General features: G+C 63.8%; 11 protein-coding genes. 8 read left to right on the top strand and 3 right to left on the bottom strand.

Annotated features, from left to right (window positions below; all coding sequences use genetic code 11):
* Window positions 1-69 precede the first annotated feature (69 nt).
* Together GGD90_RS01530 and GGD90_RS01525 are read right to left on the bottom strand one after the other, a co-directional pair.
* Complete coding sequence (locus GGD90_RS01530; RefSeq protein WP_153115048.1) at window positions 70-1,911, bottom strand: [FeFe] hydrogenase, group A; 1,842 nt, start codon at window positions 1,909-1,911, stop codon at window positions 70-72.
* Window positions 1,908-3,914 carry an FAD-dependent oxidoreductase gene (locus GGD90_RS01525; RefSeq protein ID WP_153115049.1) on the bottom strand — a complete coding sequence of 669 codons (2,007 nt, stop codon included), beginning with the start codon at window positions 3,912-3,914 and terminating at the stop codon, window positions 1,908-1,910. The genes GGD90_RS01530 and GGD90_RS01525 overlap by 4 nt, the downstream gene beginning before the upstream one ends.
* 1,150 nt (window positions 3,915-5,064) lie before the next feature.
* On the opposite strand from GGD90_RS01525, the gene GGD90_RS17945 reads away from it, so the two are divergent.
* The 8 genes from GGD90_RS17945 (at window position 5,065) to GGD90_RS01485 (ending at window position 14,146) form a co-directional block, all read left to right on the top strand.
* Window positions 5,065-6,039 carry a methyl-accepting chemotaxis protein gene (locus tag GGD90_RS17945; RefSeq protein ID WP_184414890.1) on the top strand — a complete coding sequence of 325 codons (975 nt, stop codon included), beginning with the start codon at window positions 5,065-5,067 and terminating at the stop codon, window positions 6,037-6,039.
* A 20-nt stretch (window positions 6,040-6,059) separates the two neighbouring features.
* The gene (locus tag GGD90_RS01515) at window positions 6,060-6,425 is read left to right on the top strand and encodes a response regulator (protein ID WP_153115051.1); all 366 of its coding nucleotides are present in this window, start codon (window positions 6,060-6,062) and stop codon (window positions 6,423-6,425) included.
* Window positions 6,426-6,432: 7 nt separating this feature from the next.
* The gene (locus tag GGD90_RS01510) at window positions 6,433-6,741 is read left to right on the top strand and encodes an STAS domain-containing protein (RefSeq protein WP_153115052.1); all 309 of its coding nucleotides are present in this window, start codon (window positions 6,433-6,435) and stop codon (window positions 6,739-6,741) included.
* 12 nt (window positions 6,742-6,753) lie between these two features.
* Window positions 6,754-8,937, top strand: coding sequence for a chemotaxis protein CheA (locus GGD90_RS01505; RefSeq protein WP_153115053.1), 2,184 nt, complete (start codon window positions 6,754-6,756; stop codon window positions 8,935-8,937).
* Between the two features lie 15 nt (window positions 8,938-8,952).
* Complete coding sequence (locus GGD90_RS01500; protein WP_153115054.1) at window positions 8,953-10,569, top strand: methyl-accepting chemotaxis protein; 1,617 nt, start codon at window positions 8,953-8,955, stop codon at window positions 10,567-10,569.
* Window positions 10,570-10,579: 10 nt separating this feature from the next.
* Window positions 10,580-11,140 (top strand): chemotaxis protein CheW, encoded by a 561-nt coding sequence (locus tag GGD90_RS01495; RefSeq protein ID WP_153115055.1) that lies wholly within the window; start codon window positions 10,580-10,582, stop codon window positions 11,138-11,140.
* A 99-nt stretch (window positions 11,141-11,239) separates the two neighbouring features.
* On the top strand, window positions 11,240-12,289 hold the full coding sequence (locus tag GGD90_RS01490) for a protein-glutamate methylesterase/protein-glutamine glutaminase (RefSeq protein WP_153115056.1): 1,050 nt from the start codon (window positions 11,240-11,242) through the stop codon (window positions 12,287-12,289).
* A 9-nt stretch (window positions 12,290-12,298) separates the two neighbouring features.
* Window positions 12,299-14,146 (top strand): putative bifunctional diguanylate cyclase/phosphodiesterase, encoded by a 1,848-nt coding sequence (locus tag GGD90_RS01485; RefSeq protein WP_153115057.1) that lies wholly within the window; start codon window positions 12,299-12,301, stop codon window positions 14,144-14,146.
* A 55-nt stretch (window positions 14,147-14,201) separates the two neighbouring features.
* Here GGD90_RS01485 and GGD90_RS01480 read toward each other — a convergent pair whose 3' ends face one another.
* Window positions 14,202-16,499, bottom strand: a complete 2,298-nt coding sequence (locus GGD90_RS01480) for a S8 family peptidase (RefSeq protein ID WP_153115058.1) — start codon at window positions 16,497-16,499, stop codon at window positions 14,202-14,204.
* Window positions 16,500-16,508: the final 9 nt, after the last annotated feature.

Genomic DNA, 16,508 nt, shown 5'->3' with positions numbered 1-16,508 from the left:
AACCCGCAGGGTGAGGAGAAAAAAACGACGGCGAGGCCAAGTACCTCGCCGCTTTTTTTGCGCTGCCGCTCAGTAGATCGTCGTGCTCATGGTGATCTCGTCCCAGACGTCCTTGACCGTCTGCGTCATGGCGATGCTGCGGTCGCTGTACCAGGTGTGCAGCAACTGGTGCGCGCGTTCGGAGAACGGCTGTTCGAGAAAGTCGCGGTACAGCGCCTGCACCTGAGGGTTGTTGTGCGACTGACGCACGCCGTTGGCGCGGTCGATGGCGAACAGCGTGTCGCGGCGCTTGAGCGCGTTGCGCCGGTACGCCTTCTTCGAGCGCAGGTTGCCGCCGCCGTCCACGCAGCCGCCCGGGCAGGCCATGATCTCGATGAAATCGAAGTCGGCCGTTCCGGCACGGATGCGCTCGCACAGCTCGCGCGTCGGCCCCAGACCGTGCGCCATCGCCACCTTTACCGTGCCGACCGAGCCGCCGACCTCGACCGCGGCGGTACGCAGCCCCTCGAAGCCACGCAGCGGCGTCACCTCGGTGTGCTCGAGTTCGCGCCCGTTGACGATGCGGTACATGGTGCGCACCGCGGCCTCCATGACGCCACCGGTGGTGCCGAAGATGGCGCCGGCGCCCGAGTAGGCGCTCATGTAGGGGTTGTCGAAGGTCGACGGCGTCAGGTTGCGCAGGTCGAGCCCGCGGCGCTTGAGCAGGCGCGCGAACTCGCGCGTCGTCAGCACCAGATCGACCTCGCGCATGCCGTTGGCCAGCTGCAGCTGCGGCCGCGTGCGCTCGTCCTTCTTGGCGACGCAGGGCATGATCGAGATGACGCGGATGCGCGCCGGATCGATGCCCATGCGCTCGGGCAGATAGGTCTTGGCGATCACGCCGAGACACTGTTGCGGCGACTTGGTCGAGGAGAGCAGCGGCAGCAGGTCCGGGTAGTGGCGCTCGGCGAAGTTGATCCACGCCGGGCAGCACGAGGTGAAGGTCGGCCGCCGGCGCTCGCCGAGGCGGCGCAGCAGCTCAGCGCTTTCCTCCATGATCACCACGTCGGCGGCGAAATTGGTGTCGAGAACGATGTCGGCGCCGAGCTGGCGCAACGCGGCGATGATCTGCCCTTCGACGTTGGTGCCGACGGGAAAGCCGAACTCCTCGCCGAAGCCGACGCGAACCGCCGGCGCGAACTGGAAGACGGTGACGATCTCGGGGTCGAACAGGTAGTCGAGCACGCGGTCGGTTTCGTCGCGTTCGCCGAGCGCGCCGGTCGGGCAGACGAGAACGCACTGACCGCAGGTGACGCAGGTCGATTCGGCCTGCGACAGACCGTGATGCAGGCCGACGGCCGTGTCGAGGCCGGTGCCGGTGACCACCAGCGCGTCGACCGTTTGCCCCTGCCGGCAGATGGCGATGCAGCGCTGGCAGCGCACGCATTTGCTCATGTCGCGGACCATCGCTGGCGACGAGCGGTCGACTGTGCGTCCCATGGCGCGCGAACGGTCGAAGAAGCGGTTGCTGTGCAGCCCGACGAACTGCGCCACGTCCTGCAATTCGCAGTTGCCGTGACGCACGCAGGTGGCGCAATCCTGGTTGTGGTCGGCGAGCATCAGCTCGACCTGCAGCCGCTGTGCTTCACGCGCGCGGCGTGAGTGGGTGTTCACTGCCATTCCCGGCCGCGCCGGCGTGACGCAGGCAGCGGCGAGCAGTGGCGCGGAGGCCTGATCCTGGCTGGCCACCTCGACCATGCACACGCGGCAGGTACCGGGTGCGTGATCGATGTCGTTGAGTTCGCACAGGCTCGGGATGTAGATGCCGTGACGGCGGGCGCAGGCGAGGATGCTCTCCTCGGGCAGCGCCTCAAGCGTCTGGCCGTCGATCGAGATCAGGATCAGCGGATCGGTATTGCTTGGCGGGGTCATGACAGCTCCGCTCCTTCCGGGATGGGCCGTTCGGTGACGACCGAGTAGATGCGGTAGCAGCGCAGACAGCGCTTGGCTTCGCGATACGCTTCTTCGTCGCTGATCGTCGCTTCGACCTCCTCGAACATGGTGCGTCTTACCTCGGGGTCGAGTTCTGGGTGGTGCACGCGGTACTCACGCTTGACCGGTACTTCCGCAAAGTCGGCGGCGAGCAGCTTGCGGCTGTGCAGCAGCGCGCGCATGTGCGTGCGCGGGAAGAAGCTGGTGTGGCCCAGCTGCAGCCAGTCGTTGATGCTGCGCGCCGCCTGCAGGCCGTTGGCCATGGCGTGGATCAGCGTCGATGGCCCGAAGGCGCAGTCGCCGCCGGCGAAGACGCCGGGGCGCGAGGTGGCGAGGTCGAAGGGATTGATCTCGACCCAGCCCCAGCGCGTCAGCTTGACGCCGTCCTCGGGGCGCATGGCACCGCTCTGGACGGTCTGGCCGATCGCCGCGATCAGCGTGTCACAGTTCATCAGCTGTTCGCTGCCCGGAACCGGCTCGACGCCACGCCGGCCCTTGGCATCGACTTCGGTCTGGCGCATCGCCACCAGTTCGACGCCGGTCACCCGGCCGTCGGCGAGCAGCACGCGCGTCGGATTGAGCAAGGGATGGAAGATGACGCCTTCCTCCTCGGCCGCGGCGATCTCGCTCGGGTCGGCCGGCATGTCGGCGCGTGTGCGCCGGTACACCAGATGCACGCGCTCGGCGCCCATGCGCAGCGCCGAGCGCGCGCAGTCCATGGCGACGTTGCCGCCGCCGACCACGACCACGTCACCACTGAGTTCGGTCTTGCGCGTGCCGGCGATGTGGTCGTGTACCTGCAGCAGGAAGCTGATGCCGGTCTCGTAGCCCGAGGTCGCCTGATCTTCGCCGGCGACGCCCATGCGCGTTCCCTCCTGGCAGCCGAGGCCGAGGAAGACGGCGCGGTAGCCGCGCGCGAACAGCTCGTCGATGCCGAAGTCGCGGCCCATCGCCTGTCCGAACAGGAAGCGCCCGCCGAGGCTGTTGATGATGTCGGTCTCGGAATGCAGCACGTCCTTCGGCAGGCGGTAGCTCGGGATGCCGATCGCCGCCATGCCGCCGGCTTCGTCGAGCGCTTCGAGGATGTCGACGTGATAGCCGTGCAGCAGCAGGTGATAGGCGCAGGAAACGCCCGCCGGCCCGGCGCCGACCACCGCTACGCGCATGTCGGGCGGCAGCGGGCGGCTGATCAGGTCGCGCGTGAAACGCAGCGCGTTCGGTCCCTGCTGATGGTCGGCGACATAGCGCTTGAGCGTCTTGATGCCGACCGCTTCGTCGACCAGCGCCCGCCGGCAGGCCATCTCGCAGAAACGCACGCAGACGCGGCCGCAGGTCGCCGCCATCGGGTATTTCTGCAGGATGACGCCGAGCGAGTAGGAGGGTTTGCCGTCGCGGATGTAGTCGATGTAGCGCGGCACGTTGATCTTCGACGGACACGCCTCGATGCACGGCGCCGTCATGTACTCCATGCCGTGCTGCGCGGGCAGCGGTTGCGCCTGCGCGATCTCGGCCTCGACGTCGGCGCGGAAATGCGTGAGCGCGCCGAGCAGCGCCACCGGCGCGGTGCGACCGAGCCCGCACAGCGACGAGTCGGTCATCTGGCGGGCGAGTTCGATGATCCCGTCGAGATCGAGCGGACCCGGCCGGTCCTGGGCATAGCTCGCCAGCGCGTCGCGGATCAGCGGCGCGCCGATCCGGCAGGGCGTGCACTTGCCGCAGGATTGCTGCGCCGCCATCTCCATCTGACGGCGGAAGGCATCGATCAGGCAGACCGAGTCATCGAACACCAGAAAGCCGCGATCGCCGATGAAGGCGCGGATCGGGTTGCCCTGGTTGAAGAAGTCGAAACCCTCAAGTTCGGGCCAGCCGGCCGGCAGCGAGGTGTTCCCGGTGCGCAGGTCAGCGGTCTGACCGTCCCAGAAACCGTAGGCGATACTCGTCATTGTGTTCCCTGCGCAGTGCGTTGCAATAAACAGATCGCGGCCGGCTGCTTGCCGGCCCTGACCGGATTTCACCACCCGGACAGGGGCTCTTGCCTTGCCGCAAATGTGCGCAGCCCGCCATTTACGGTCGTTTGCCCGAGTTCGTGCCGTCTCCGATGCAGCTTGATGATCGTCGTGTCCGTGACGCAATCATACGGAACTTGCACCATCAATACTTGTCCTTGGCGCAAGCATTGATACGGCATGGGTGATGCTGTTCAGCTGGGGCTGGCACCGTGCGACCAACCGCACTAGTTTGTTAATGTTGTTTGCCAAATGCGTACGCAAAAATACGCAGAGGATATGAAGACTTGATGTAAAAAATGGCGAATTGCATGAGTCTGTTGCGCAACTGCATCGATCGAAAGACTTTGTCTCGCGTAGCGATGCGTGCTTTGGAAGTTTCGTCTGGCACCAAAGAGCAATCGGCTTCTGCCGACCTCGGCTTGAATCTTTCTGTCTGTCATTGCGTCGATGAATGCGTGACAATGAATTGTCCTTGATCTGTAAGCGATTGGCAGGAATGTCTGAGCATTGCGAATTTGGCGGAGTCCCCCGAACCATAAGCTCACCTGGCGACATGCCCGGTCGTCGGCGGGATGCTTTTGCTGGCCTTCGTGCCGGCATTCGCCGAGAGGCGATGTCCGCATCAGATGGCCTCGCCTCGACGCCGAGAAAGATCCGCCTGTCGGTCCGGCAACCCGCTTTCGCCATCGTCCGCCGGTACGAATATCGCGGGTGCCAATGGCGTCTGGTTAATTTTTGCGTCGGTATGCTTTCATTATTGCCGCGCTGTGCTCTTGCGCCTCGTTCTTCCCGCGCGCTTCTCCGCCAACCGGGGGCTTCCTCCCCAAGCTGATCGGCGAGCCGCCAAACTGGTCCAAGCCAATAAATGAATACGCAGAACTCTTCTTCCGCCGTCTCCCGATTCGTTGTCGGGCCAATTCTCGTTTCAGTCGTTGGCGCCATCGTGATTTTCTGGCGAGGTGGCTTTCTTCTGCCTGATCTGGCGATTGGCGGGGGCTTGCTCTTGTTGGCCGTGGGGCTGTCGTTCTGGGAGTCGCGCAGGTTTTCCCGTCCGGCGCCAGCCGCGGAATTCCGGCAGACCGAGATGCACGCGACGCACGCGGGCGGAACGGGGCTTGAGCCCTATACCCGCAGCCTGCACGAAGTTGCTGACGCGTCGATGGCGCGCTGGTCGCGCCACGTCGATCTCGCCCGGCAGCAGTCCGAGGACGCGGGCGCCCATTTGTCGACCGAATTCACCGCCATCCTCGGCAAACTCGGCGAAATGCTCGACAGCCGCGATGGCGGAAGTGGCGGCGGCGTCGTCGTCGTCATCGAGCAGTCGCGCAGCGAGCTGGGCAGCATGCTTGAACGGCTCAAGCATGCGTTCGACGATCAGAAACCGATGCTGCGCGAGTTCGAAAGTCTGGCCGCGGTGACCGATGAGCTCAAGCGGATGGCCACGGCGGTGGCCGGCATTGCCAATCAGACCAACCTCCTCGCCCTCAACGCGGCGATCGAGGCGGCCAGAGCCGGCGAGGCCGGGCGCGGCTTTGCCGTCGTCGCCGATGAGGTGCGCAAACTCTCCGATGAATCCGGGGCGCTGGGCAAGCAGATCCAGGTGAAGGTCGACGCGGTCAACGTCGCCACCAATGCGGCACTGCTGACTGCCAGTCATATGGCGGCAGCCAACGAGTCCCTGACGAGCAATGCCGACACGACGATCCGCGTGGTGCTCGACCGCTTCCGCGAAGTCGTCGAGGGGCTCGCCGCGAACTCCCGACAGATGGAGACCGGCAGCGAGAGCGTGCGCGGGATGGTCGAAGAGGTGATCGTGAACCTGCAGTCGCATGACCGGATCAGCCAGATATTGGCGGCAGTCTTCAAGGACGTCGACCGATTCCTGTCGGCAGTGCGCGAACAGAACAGGCGCATCGAGCGTGGCGAGGCTCCCGAGCTCTTTGATGCAAAGGCCTGGGTGGCGGATCTCGAGAGAACCTACACCACCCTTGAACAGCGCGATTCGCATGCGACTGCCGCGAAAGCGAAAGTCGCAGACAGTGAAATTACCTTCTTTTAACAGACTCGCCAGGAGCAGTGATGGGCAAGACCATATTGATCGTTGACGACTCTTCCTCGATGCGGCAGGTCGTCAAGATAACCCTCAAACAGGCGGGCTACGAGGTGCTTGAAGCCTGCGACGGCAAGGACGCGCTGGAAAAACTCTCCGGGCAGCGGGTGCATCTCGTGATCAGCGACGTGAACATGCCCAACATGGACGGCATCACTTTTGTCCGCGAACTGAAGAAGAATCCGGCCTACCGTTTTGTTCCGGTCATCATGCTGACCACCGAAGGCTCCGACGAGAAAAAGAAGGCCGGTCAGGACGCGGGAGCCAAGGCCTGGGTGGTCAAGCCTTTCCAGCCCCAGCAACTGCTGGGAGCGGTGACGAAACTGCTGATGTGATGCCGCGATGAGCGACCAGCCAGTAGCAGACACGGCTCGCCTCAGCCTCAGCGGCGAACTGACGATTTACACCGCGGCAGAGATCAGGGCGACCCTGGCCGAGGCCATGGAAGGCGTGAGCGAGCTTGAGGTGGACCTGTCTGAAATCAGCGACATGGACACTGCCGGCTTGCAGCTGCTCTTGCTCGCCAAACGCAATCCGCGCACCGAGGTGCGTCTGAGCGGACATTCGCCGGCGGTGTTGCGGCTGCTCGGAATTGCCAATCTGGGCAGCGCGCTCGATGCGCCGCTTGCTGCCGTTGCAGCCGAATCCTGAGAGGAGTGTGCGATGAGCATTGAATCCAATGCACTGGCGCAGGCGCTCGGTACCTTCATGGAGGAGGCGACCGAGTTTCTCGGACAGATGGAAGAAATACTGCTGCGTGCCGAAGACGAGGCGTGCAGCGAAGACGATCTGAACGCGCTGTTCCGTTGCGCGCATACGATCAAGGGATCGGGCGGGCTGTTCGGTCTGGATGAGGTGGTGCGCTTCACGCATGTCGTCGAGAACGTCCTTGATCAGTTGCGCAAGGGCCATCTGAGTTTCGACAGTGAGCTGATCAGTCTGCTGCTCGAGTGCCAGGACCATATTTCCGGTCTGATCTCGGTTTTTGCCAACGGCGGCGAACCGGAGACCACGCGTAGCGACGAGTTGATCGTCCGCCTGCAAGTCTGGCTAGGAGGCGAAGCCGTTCCGGCAGCATCGGCGTCGGCGAGTGCAGCAGCTGGCAAGTCCGAGCCCGGAGCTGCCGAGCACTGGCATCTGTCGCTGCGCTTCGATCGCAAGATCTTGCAGGACGGAATGGATCCGCTGGCGTTCATCAACTATCTGAGCCAGTACGGCGAGCTGGCGCATGTCGAAACCATTGTCGATGCCCTGCCCGAGTTTGACGACGCCGATCCCGAGCTCTGTTACCTCGGCTTTGAAGTTGCGCTGCGCAGCTCGGCGAGCAAGGAAGAGATCGAGGGCGTTTTCGACTTCATCGAGGAAGGTTCGAACATCGTCATCCTGCCGCCGCAGAGCAAGATCGCCGAGTTCGTCACGCTGATCGAATCGCAGCAGGCCGAGGTGGCACGCATCGGCGAAATCCTGGTTGCCTGCGGTTCGATCACGGCTAAAGAGCTGGAACACGCGCTCGAACAGCAGAAGCGGCAGGCAGAGCCCGAGCGCATCGGCGACATCCTGATCGAACAAGGTGCCGTGCTGCCGCCGGTGGTCGCTGCCGCTGCCGAAAAGCAGAAACGCGTCGAGGACAAGCGTGGTGCCGAGTCGAAGATGGTCAAGGTGCCGGCCGAGCGGCTCGACGCGATGATCGATCGTGTCGGCGAACTGGTCATCGCCAGTGTCGGCACCCACTCGCGGATCAGCGGCCTGCAGCGGCCGGATATCCTGGAATCGGCTGACGTGCTGATTTCATTGGTCGAGGACATCCGTGACATGGCCTTGCGCTTGCGCATGGTGGCGATCGGCGAAGTCTTCTCGCGTTTTCCGCGCGTTGTCCGCGACGTCTCGAAAGAGCTCGGCAAGGACATCGAGTTGCGTATCCACGGCGCCGACGCCGAGCTCGACAAGTCGATGGTCGAGAAGATCGCCGACCCCTTGATGCATCTGGTGCGCAACTCGATGGACCACGGCATCGAGCCGGCTGAAGTCCGCCGGGCACGCGGCAAGCCGGCGCGCGGTACGCTCGAGCTCAACGCCTATCACGAATCGGGAGCGATCAGCATCGAGGTCAAGGACGACGGTGGTGGCCTCAACCGCGAGCGCATCCTGAAAAAGGCGATCGAATCGGGGCTGGCGTCGGCCGACGACAATCTGTCCGATGAGGATGTCTATCGCCTGATTCTGGCGCCGGGTTTCTCGACCGCCGAGAAAGTCACCAACCTGTCCGGCCGCGGCGTCGGCATGGACGTCGTCCGCGCCAATATCGAGGCCTTGCGCGGCACGCTGGATATCGAGTCGGTGCCGTTGCAGGGAACGACGATGCGCTTGTGCCTGCCGCTGACGCTGGCGATCATCGACGGATTCCACGTTGGCGTCGGCGACTCGCACTTCGTGATTCCGCTCGACATGGTCGTCGAGTGCATCGAATTACCCGCCGATGTCGGCGACCGCGACTACTTCGACCAACGTAACGAGGCCCTGCCTTTCATTCGTCTGCGCGAGATCTTCGGTGAGCGTGGCAACGGCCATCCGCGGCCGCGTGTTGTCGTCGTCCGTTTCGGCGCGCGTCGCGCCGGTCTGGTCGTCGATCGCATCTATGGCAAATGCCAGACCGTGATCAAACCGCTCGGCCCGCTGTTTTCCGAGGTGCCGGCGGTATCGGGCTCGACCATCATCGGCAGCGGCGAGGTCGGCATGATTCTCGACGTGCCGTCGCTGGTCAGGCACTGCGCCGCTGCGGCAGGAAAGCGGCCGGCACGCAAGGCGGCATTGTCAGCAAGTGAAGCTGTTGAATCGATTGCAAGTTAAACAACGGAGTCGAAAATGTTCAAGAACATCAAAATAGGTACGCGTCTGGGACTCGGCTTCGGCCTGGTGCTTGTTCTTCTGGTGAGCATTTCGGTGACTTCGCTGTTGCGCATTGCCGAACTGAATCAGGCGACATCGGTGATCGTCGATAACCGGATTCCCCGGATCGAGGCGAGCACCGAGCTGACCGAAAACACGCTGATGATCGCGCGCACCGTCCGCAATCTGCTAATTTCGGAGAGCTTGCCCTACAACAAGGCGCAGGCAGAAGCAATTACCGAGATGCGCAAGCGCAACGACGAGTTGTTCAAGAGCCTCAAGCAGCAACTCGACAGCGACGCAGCGAGGGAGGCCTTCACGGCGATGGAGAATGCCGCGAACCAGTACTACGTCGCGCTCGACAAGTTGCTGCCAATCGCCGACAGCAATTCGCCCACCTACGACTCGAAAAAGGCGTCGGACTTCCTGCTCGGCGACTTCGGCGTCGCCGCCAACGAATTTGTCGGCGCACTGAAGAAGTTCAGCCTTCTTCAGAAGGAACTCAACCAGCAGGCAGCGAAGGACGCTGCCGAAGCAGCGCAGACCGCACGGACGCTGGTGCTTGCCCTGTCGATTGCCTCGGTGCTGATCGCGATCCTGTTCGCTTGGTGGGTGACGCGCAGCATCACGGCACCGATCCGGCAGGCGGTTGACGTCGCGAACCGGCTCGCCGAAGGTGACCTGACCGCGAAGATCGAGGCGCAGTCGAAGGACGAAACCGGCCAGTTGCTGTCGGCGATGAAGAACATGGTCGAGAAGCTGTCGGCGACGATTACCCAGGTCCGTCTGTCGGCCGACGAGCTGAACAGCGCGTCGACCCAGGTTTCCGCGACTTCGCAGGGGCTGTCGCAGGCGGCTTCGGAACAGGCATCGAGCCTCGAAGAAACGACGGCGGCAATCGAGCAGATGTCGGCGTCGATCGCGCAGAACACCGACAACGCCAAGACGACCGACGCCATCGGGCGCAAGACTTCGACCGACGCCCTGTCGGGTGGCGAGGCGGTGCGTTCGACAGTGGCGGCGATGAAGGCGATTGCCAGCAAGATTTCGATCATCGACGACATCGCTTACCGCACCGACCTGCTCGCGCTCAATGCGGCGATCGAGGCGGCGCGTGCCGGCGAGCACGGCAAGGGCTTCGCCGTCGTTGCCGCCGAGGTCAAGAAACTGGCCGAGCGCAGTCAGATCGCGGCGCAGGAAATCGGCCAGCTGGCGAGCAGCAGCGTCGAAACGGCCGAGAGTGCCGGTGCCCTGCTGGAAACCATCGTTCCGGCGATACGCAAGACGGCCGATCTGGTCGGCGAAATCACCGCGGCGTCGGAAGAGCAGTCGACCGGCGTGCATCAGATCAGCGACGCGATGACGCAACTGAACACCGCCACGCAGCAGAACGCCGCGACATCGGAGGAGCTGTCCGCGACCGCCGAGGAAATGAACGCGCAGGCCGAGAACCTCCTTGCGATCATGGCGCAATTCAAGATCGCCAATGGCGCGGCGGCGCGTGTGGTCGGCACTCCCAGAGCAGCAAAATCCGAACCGGCGAAGCGCGCGGGTAAAGAGGACGTCCAGCTGAAGGATTTCGAAAGTTTCTGAGGGGCATGTCATGGGCAATGAAACGCTGACAGTTCCCGGAGACGTCGCGAAAGCCGCGGATCCGGACAACGCGGGTCAGGTTGTAACGGCCACGCCGGTGGTGGAGCAGCCGTACCTCGCTTTTCGCCTGGCCGGCGAAGTTTATGCCGTGGGTATTCTTCGCGTGCGCGAGATCATCGCCTATACGCCGCTCACCTCGGTGCCGATGATGCCCGCTTCGGTACGAGGGGTCATCAATCTGCGCGGGTCGGTGGTGCCGGTGATCGACCTCGCCGTGCGCTTCGGCCGGCAGTCGGTCGCGGTTGGCCAGCGCACCTGTTTTGTCATCGTCGAAGTCGAACATGAAGGTGCGACGCACATCCTCGGCCTGATGGTCGACGGGGTTAACGCGGTGATGGAAATTGCGGCGTCGGATATTGAGCCGGCACCGGCCTTCGGTACCCGCGTGCAGACCGATTTCATCGCCGGCATGGCTCGCGTCGACGGCAATTTCGTCATCATTCTCGACATCGGTCGCGTCCTGTCGATCGAGGAAATGGCGGTGATCAAGTCGGGAGACCTGCTTGAGTAATCGCGATGGCATCGGTGGCCGCGCGATACAGGCCCGATTGCGCAACAGCCCTGGCCGATTGTTTCGCTGCGTGGCGAACATTGCGATGAGTCATCCCGGATGAGCAGCGAAATCAAGGTCATGGTGGTCGACGATTCACCGGTCGTACGCAAGGTGATGAGCGCCATCCTCGATCAGGATCCCGGCATCCGGGTGATCGGCACCGCGCACGACCCGATTTTCGCGATCGAGAAAATGCGTCGCGACTGGCCCGATGTCGTCACGCTCGACATCGAGATGCCGCGCATGGACGGCATTACCTTCCTGCGCCAGCTGATGGCCGAGCGGCCGACGCCGGTAATCGTCTGCTCGTCGCTGACCACCGCCGGTGCGGAAACGACCTTGCAGGCGCTGGCCGCCGGCGCCGTCGCCATCGTTGCCAAGCCGGGCCTCGGCGTCGAGGGTTTCCTCAAGGATTCGAGCGACAACCTGGTCGCCGCGGTGAAATCGGCGGCGCGCGCCAACATGGGCGCGGTCAAGCGCAGTGCGCAATTGCGCAGTCAGGCGACCGAACGCACGCAGCCGCGGCTGGCAATGGCGCAGACCACCGAGCGCATCGTTGCCATCGGCACCTCGACCGGCGGTACGGTCGCGCTCGAGGTGCTGCTCGGTGCGCTGCCGCGCGTTTCGCCAGGAATGGTGATCGTCCAGCACATGCCGGCGATGTTCACGGCATCCTTTGCCGCTCGCCTGAATACGGTGTGCGAGGTTCGCGTCGAGGAAGCAAAGAACGGGCAGCGTGTGTTGCCCGGCGTTGCGCTGATCGCTCCGGGCGGCAAGCAGATGCAGCTCGCGCGTAGCGGTGCCCAGTACATCGTCGAGGTAAGGGAAGGACCGCCGGTCAATCGCCATTGCCCGTCGGTTGACGTGCTCTTCCGTTCGGTCGCCAAATATGCGGGCAAGAACGCGATGGGCGTGATCATGACCGGAATGGGCGACGATGGCGCGCGCGGCCTCAAGGAGATGCACGATGCCGGCGCCTTCACGCTGGCGCAGGACGAGGAAAGCTGCGTTGTTTACGGGATGCCCAGAGAAGCGGTCAAGCTCGGTGCCGTCGATCGGTCATTGCCGCTGTCGGCGCTGGCGGCTTCGATCCTCAGGGGGGCATGAGGGAAAGAGATGGAAAAATTGCACAACCGGCAGAGCCACCTTGCCGATGCAGATCCGCATTCCCTGGCAAAAGTGCTGGCGCTATGCCGGGCTGAACTGGCAGTCAGCGAGTCGCGCAACCGCGTGCTTTTCACCGACAGCCCGCTGGCGCTGATCGTCTACGACCCGCTTTCCTGGCAGGTACTGGCGGTGAATGCAGCGTGTGTCGATCTGTTCGGCTATCCGGAAACAAAGTGGCTTGCGCAGCCGCTGCCATTTGCCGAAGCGGGAGAGCAGGGCGCTGCTTTGCGTTCTGTGGCGCAAGGGCTGGCTGCCGATCCAGGCCGCCTGACACCGCCGCTGCGCCTGCGTCTCGCGCACCGCGACGCTTACGTGCTTGAGGCCGACGCGCGTGTGCGCAACTACGATTTCAACGGGCGTGCCGCGCAGATACTGATCCTGCAGGACAGCAGCGAGCGTCGGCAGGCCGAAGAGTATCTGCGCCTGATGGCAACACAGCACCGTCAGCAGCTCGAACTGTCGGCTAACTATGATCCACTGACCGGGCTGCCCAATCGCAGTCTGTTTGCCGAGCGGGCACGCCAGGGGCTGTTTCAATGCCAGCTGTCGGCGAGCTCGATGGCGGTCTGTTATCTCGATCTCGATTCTTTTGCCGCACTGAATGCCACGCACGGGCAGACCGTTTGTGATCACCTGCTGATCAATACCGCTGAGTGTCTGCGCAGCAGTTTGCGTGGTGGTGATACCTTGATCCGCGTCGGCAGCGACGAGTTCGCGCTGCTTGTTCTCGGCATCAAGAGTGAGGAAGAAGTGTTGCTGATCCTGCAGGATTTGCAGCAGCGGCTCGCTGAGCCCTTCATTTCGGACAGTGCCAGCGTAACCGTTTCGGTCAGCATCGGGGTGACGATCTATCCGCAGGACAACGCCGATCCCGAAACGCTGCTGCGGCACGCCTTGCAGGCGATGATCCAGGCCAAGCATCGCGGTTCCGGAGATAGTGTGGTGTTTGATCCGGAAAGTGACCGGCGTGTTCGCGCCAAGCGGGAGAGTGTCGACAGCGTCTACGCGGCCCTCGCGCGTCGCGAGTTCGTTCTGCATTACCAGCCGAAGGTTGACCTGAAACTGAAACGTGTCGTTGGTGCGGAGGCCTTGATCCGCTGGCGTCATCCGGAGCGCGGCTTGCTTCTGCCGGGGGCCTTCCTGCCGGCGATCGAGGACGACAGGGTAATGATTGCGCTCGGCAACTGGGTGATCGGCGAGGCGCTCGAGCAGATGCAGCGCTGGCACGAACAGGGACTGGATCTGTCGCTCAGCGTCAATATCACGGCGCAGCATTTGTTGGCCCCCGATTTCTTGAGTGGCTTGCGGCAGCTGCTACTTGCCTGTTCGGGGCCGACGACGAGCCGTCTGGAAATCGAAGTGCTCGAGAGTTCGCACATTGAAGATGCTGCCAAGGTTGAGCAGATCATCGTCGCCTGCCGCGAACTGGGGGTCGGTTTTGCGCTTGACGATTTCGGCACCGGTTACTCGTCGCTCGCCTACCTGCGCCGCCTTTCGGCCGACACGCTGAAGATCGATCAGTCCTTCGTCAGCCGCATGCTCGACGATCCGAGCGATCTGGCGATCGTCTCCGGGGTGATCGGACTGGCCGCAGCTTTCCAGCGGCGGCTGGTTGCCGAAGGCGTCGAAACGATCGCCCAGGCGCGGCGGCTGCTGCGCCTGGGCTGTCATCTGGTACAGGGTTACGGCATCGCGCGGCCAATGCCGGCGGAAGCAATTCCCGCCTGGGTGGCGAGCTGGCCCGACGCTGCCTGGCTGGCAATCGATGAGGATGATGAGCCCACCGGGCGCTGCTAATCCTCTGTCTGAAATTCAGGATTCGCCGCGTCGCTTTCCTCTCTCATTCCGCAGCTCAGAAGCGCCCGTTCCACAGCACCCCGAACTGGCTGGCATTGTTGCCTGCGATGTTCGCTGCGTCCTTCTGGTACATCGCCTGCAGCGCCAGAGTGTTGCTCTTGCCGAGCGGCATGCGGTAGTTCAGCGTCAGGTCGATCTCGCGACCGTCCGGGACGAGGCTGTTCCAGCTGCGGTCGTACACCGCGTAGCCCTGTTCGTCGACCGAGGCGGTGACGATCGCGGCGCTGCCGGCGGCAACACGCAGCGGCTGCTTGACCGACGCGAGCAACTGGTCATTTTTCGTCAATAGGTTCTCGCGCAGGTAGGTCACGGCAAAGGCCTGCGACTGCAGCGCCGACGTTGCCGCGAACAGGCTGTTGGCGCCGCCCTGACTGCCACGGGTGTAGCCGAACTCGCCATTGACGAGGACGCTGCTCTGCTGATCGAGCCGCCAGGCCAGCGACACGCCGAGTACCTGCGTCGAGTTCCTGCCGAGCGCGAGAATGCTGTTGCTCTCGTAGGCGGCACCGAGCAGCGAGCTCTGTTCGTCGAGATTGCCGTAGGTGAGGCCGCCGCTGACGCGCGTATTGAACTGGTAGGAGGCGCCGATCTTCACCTGCGAACTCTGCGCCGTCGCCGTCTGCATCAGCGTGTCGCGCGGCGTCGCCGAATACGACGCGGCGACGCGCAGTTCGGGTGCAAGTCTGGCGCCGTAACTGAACTGGTAGCCGCGCTGGGCGAGATTTGCGGTACTCGCCGCGTCGAAGTCGCTCATCTGGCGGGCGATCAGGTCGTCGTTGAACAGTGCCTTGGCGAACGGGTACGAGGACGAGCCGCCGTAGCCGAAGCCGGTGACGCTGCCGGCCTTGTCGGTGAACAGCGACCAGCCGACCGTCGGCGCAGTATCGAAGTCGGCGATATAGCCGAACTCGCCCAGATGCGACATGGCGTCGCCGCTCGACTGCAGTGAAAACGCGAGTTCGCCGCCGGCGTACTTCATCACCTTCGGTGCACTGTAGGCATTGGTCGGCAGCGCGTTGCGTGTCGCTACTGACGAAGGCGACTTGATCAGCCCGGACAGATTGACCGAGAAGTTGCGCGCGTAGCCGTCGAAGGCCGTGTAGTTCGCCAGTTTCGACTGGATCGCGCTCAGGCTGCCGAGGGCGCCGCTGGACAGCAGGGCGCCCGTGATCGAATTGACGGCCACCGTCTGCCCGTTGGCCTTGGTGACGGTCAGGGCACCGTAGGGATTGAACGCCGCCGAGAGGTTGACGAGGCCGTTGCCGTAGGTGGCGTCGACGCCCTTGCTGCCGAGGTCGGTCGCGGTCGCCAGCAGCAGGTTGGCGGTCGTGCCGTTGGTCTTCAGGATCGGCCAGGCATTCTGCAGCAGCATCAGCGAACCACTGACGATCGGCGCCGCCATCGAGGTGCCCGACCACAGCATGTAGGCGTTGTTGCCGGCAACGGTATACGGCGCGAGGATCGCTTCGCCCGGCGCCATCACCCAGCGTTTGGCGTAGCTGGTGGCCGCACCGCTGGTATTGACCAGATTGCCGCTGCCCGGCTTGTTGGTGAAGCTCGAGGCGCCGTTGGCGCTATTGACCGAGCCGGCAAAGACGATCCGCTGGATCGCCGTCGCCGTCAGACCCGAGGTCGAGGCATTGTTGAGCAGGTTCTGTGCGCTGTTGCCGCCGGCCCAGACAATGAAAGCGCCTTTTGACGTCGCATAGTTGATCGCGGCAACCGTCGCAGCGTCGTTGCCGTAGGTGATCGAGACGTTGATGACGCCGGCGCCGGCATCGGCGGCCTTGCGCACGCCGCTGGCGACGTCGGTCGAATAGCCCGATCCAGCGGCGTTGAGGACCTTCTCGGCGACTATGTTGGCCGCCGGCGCGACGCCGATGAAGTTGCCGGCGACCGTCGTGTAGCCGCCAGCGCTGATCGTGCCGAACTGCGAAACACGGTTGCCGGCGGCGATGCTGGCGACGGCGGTGCCGTGGCCATTGTCATCGGCAAAGCCGTTGCTGCAGCGGAAGGAAACGGCGGCGCAGGAACTCAGCGCCCGCGACACCTGCCCGCTGGCGAACTGCGGATGCGTCGCGTTGATGCCGGTGTCGACGACGCCGAGCAGCTGTCCCTTGCCCCAGGCGGCGGCCGACTCGATGCTGTTGGTGATGCCGATCTGGCGCAGCCACGGCGCGTAGGTCTGCGCCTGCGCCTCGCTGCCGACGGTCCACGAAGCGAGCGCCAGCATGCCGGCGAAAGCGGAACGGTGGCGCGCGGAATAGGGGCCAAGCGGGGAAGCTTTGATCATCGTCTGTCT

This window comes from Rhodocyclus tenuis (assembly GCF_014197755.1).
GTDB lineage: Bacteria > Pseudomonadota > Gammaproteobacteria > Burkholderiales > Rhodocyclaceae > Rhodocyclus > Rhodocyclus tenuis.
Note: the sequence above shows the minus strand (reverse complement) of the source record. Positions and strands in the feature narration are given on the sequence as shown.

What these genes read in the sequence shown, in the direction of transcription:
- GGD90_RS01530 (WP_153115048.1), bottom strand. Translation starts at nt 1,911, where the DNA reads ATGACCCCGCCAAGCAATACCGATCCGCTGATCCTGATCTCGATCGAC.
- GGD90_RS01525 (WP_153115049.1), bottom strand. Translation starts at nt 3,914, where the DNA reads ATGACGAGTATCGCCTACGGTTTCTGGGACGGTCAGACCGCTGACCTG.
- GGD90_RS17945 (WP_184414890.1), top strand. Translation starts at nt 5,065, where the DNA reads ATGCACGCGACGCACGCGGGCGGAACGGGGCTTGAGCCCTATACCCGC.
- GGD90_RS01515 (WP_153115051.1), top strand. Translation starts at nt 6,060, where the DNA reads ATGGGCAAGACCATATTGATCGTTGACGACTCTTCCTCGATGCGGCAG.
- GGD90_RS01510 (WP_153115052.1), top strand. Translation starts at nt 6,433, where the DNA reads ATGAGCGACCAGCCAGTAGCAGACACGGCTCGCCTCAGCCTCAGCGGC.
- GGD90_RS01505 (WP_153115053.1), top strand. Translation starts at nt 6,754, where the DNA reads ATGAGCATTGAATCCAATGCACTGGCGCAGGCGCTCGGTACCTTCATG.
- GGD90_RS01500 (WP_153115054.1), top strand. Translation starts at nt 8,953, where the DNA reads ATGTTCAAGAACATCAAAATAGGTACGCGTCTGGGACTCGGCTTCGGC.
- GGD90_RS01495 (WP_153115055.1), top strand. Translation starts at nt 10,580, where the DNA reads ATGGGCAATGAAACGCTGACAGTTCCCGGAGACGTCGCGAAAGCCGCG.
- GGD90_RS01490 (WP_153115056.1), top strand. Translation starts at nt 11,240, where the DNA reads ATGAGCAGCGAAATCAAGGTCATGGTGGTCGACGATTCACCGGTCGTA.
- GGD90_RS01485 (WP_153115057.1), top strand. Translation starts at nt 12,299, where the DNA reads ATGGAAAAATTGCACAACCGGCAGAGCCACCTTGCCGATGCAGATCCG.
- GGD90_RS01480 (WP_153115058.1), bottom strand. Translation starts at nt 16,499, where the DNA reads ATGATCAAAGCTTCCCCGCTTGGCCCCTATTCCGCGCGCCACCGTTCC.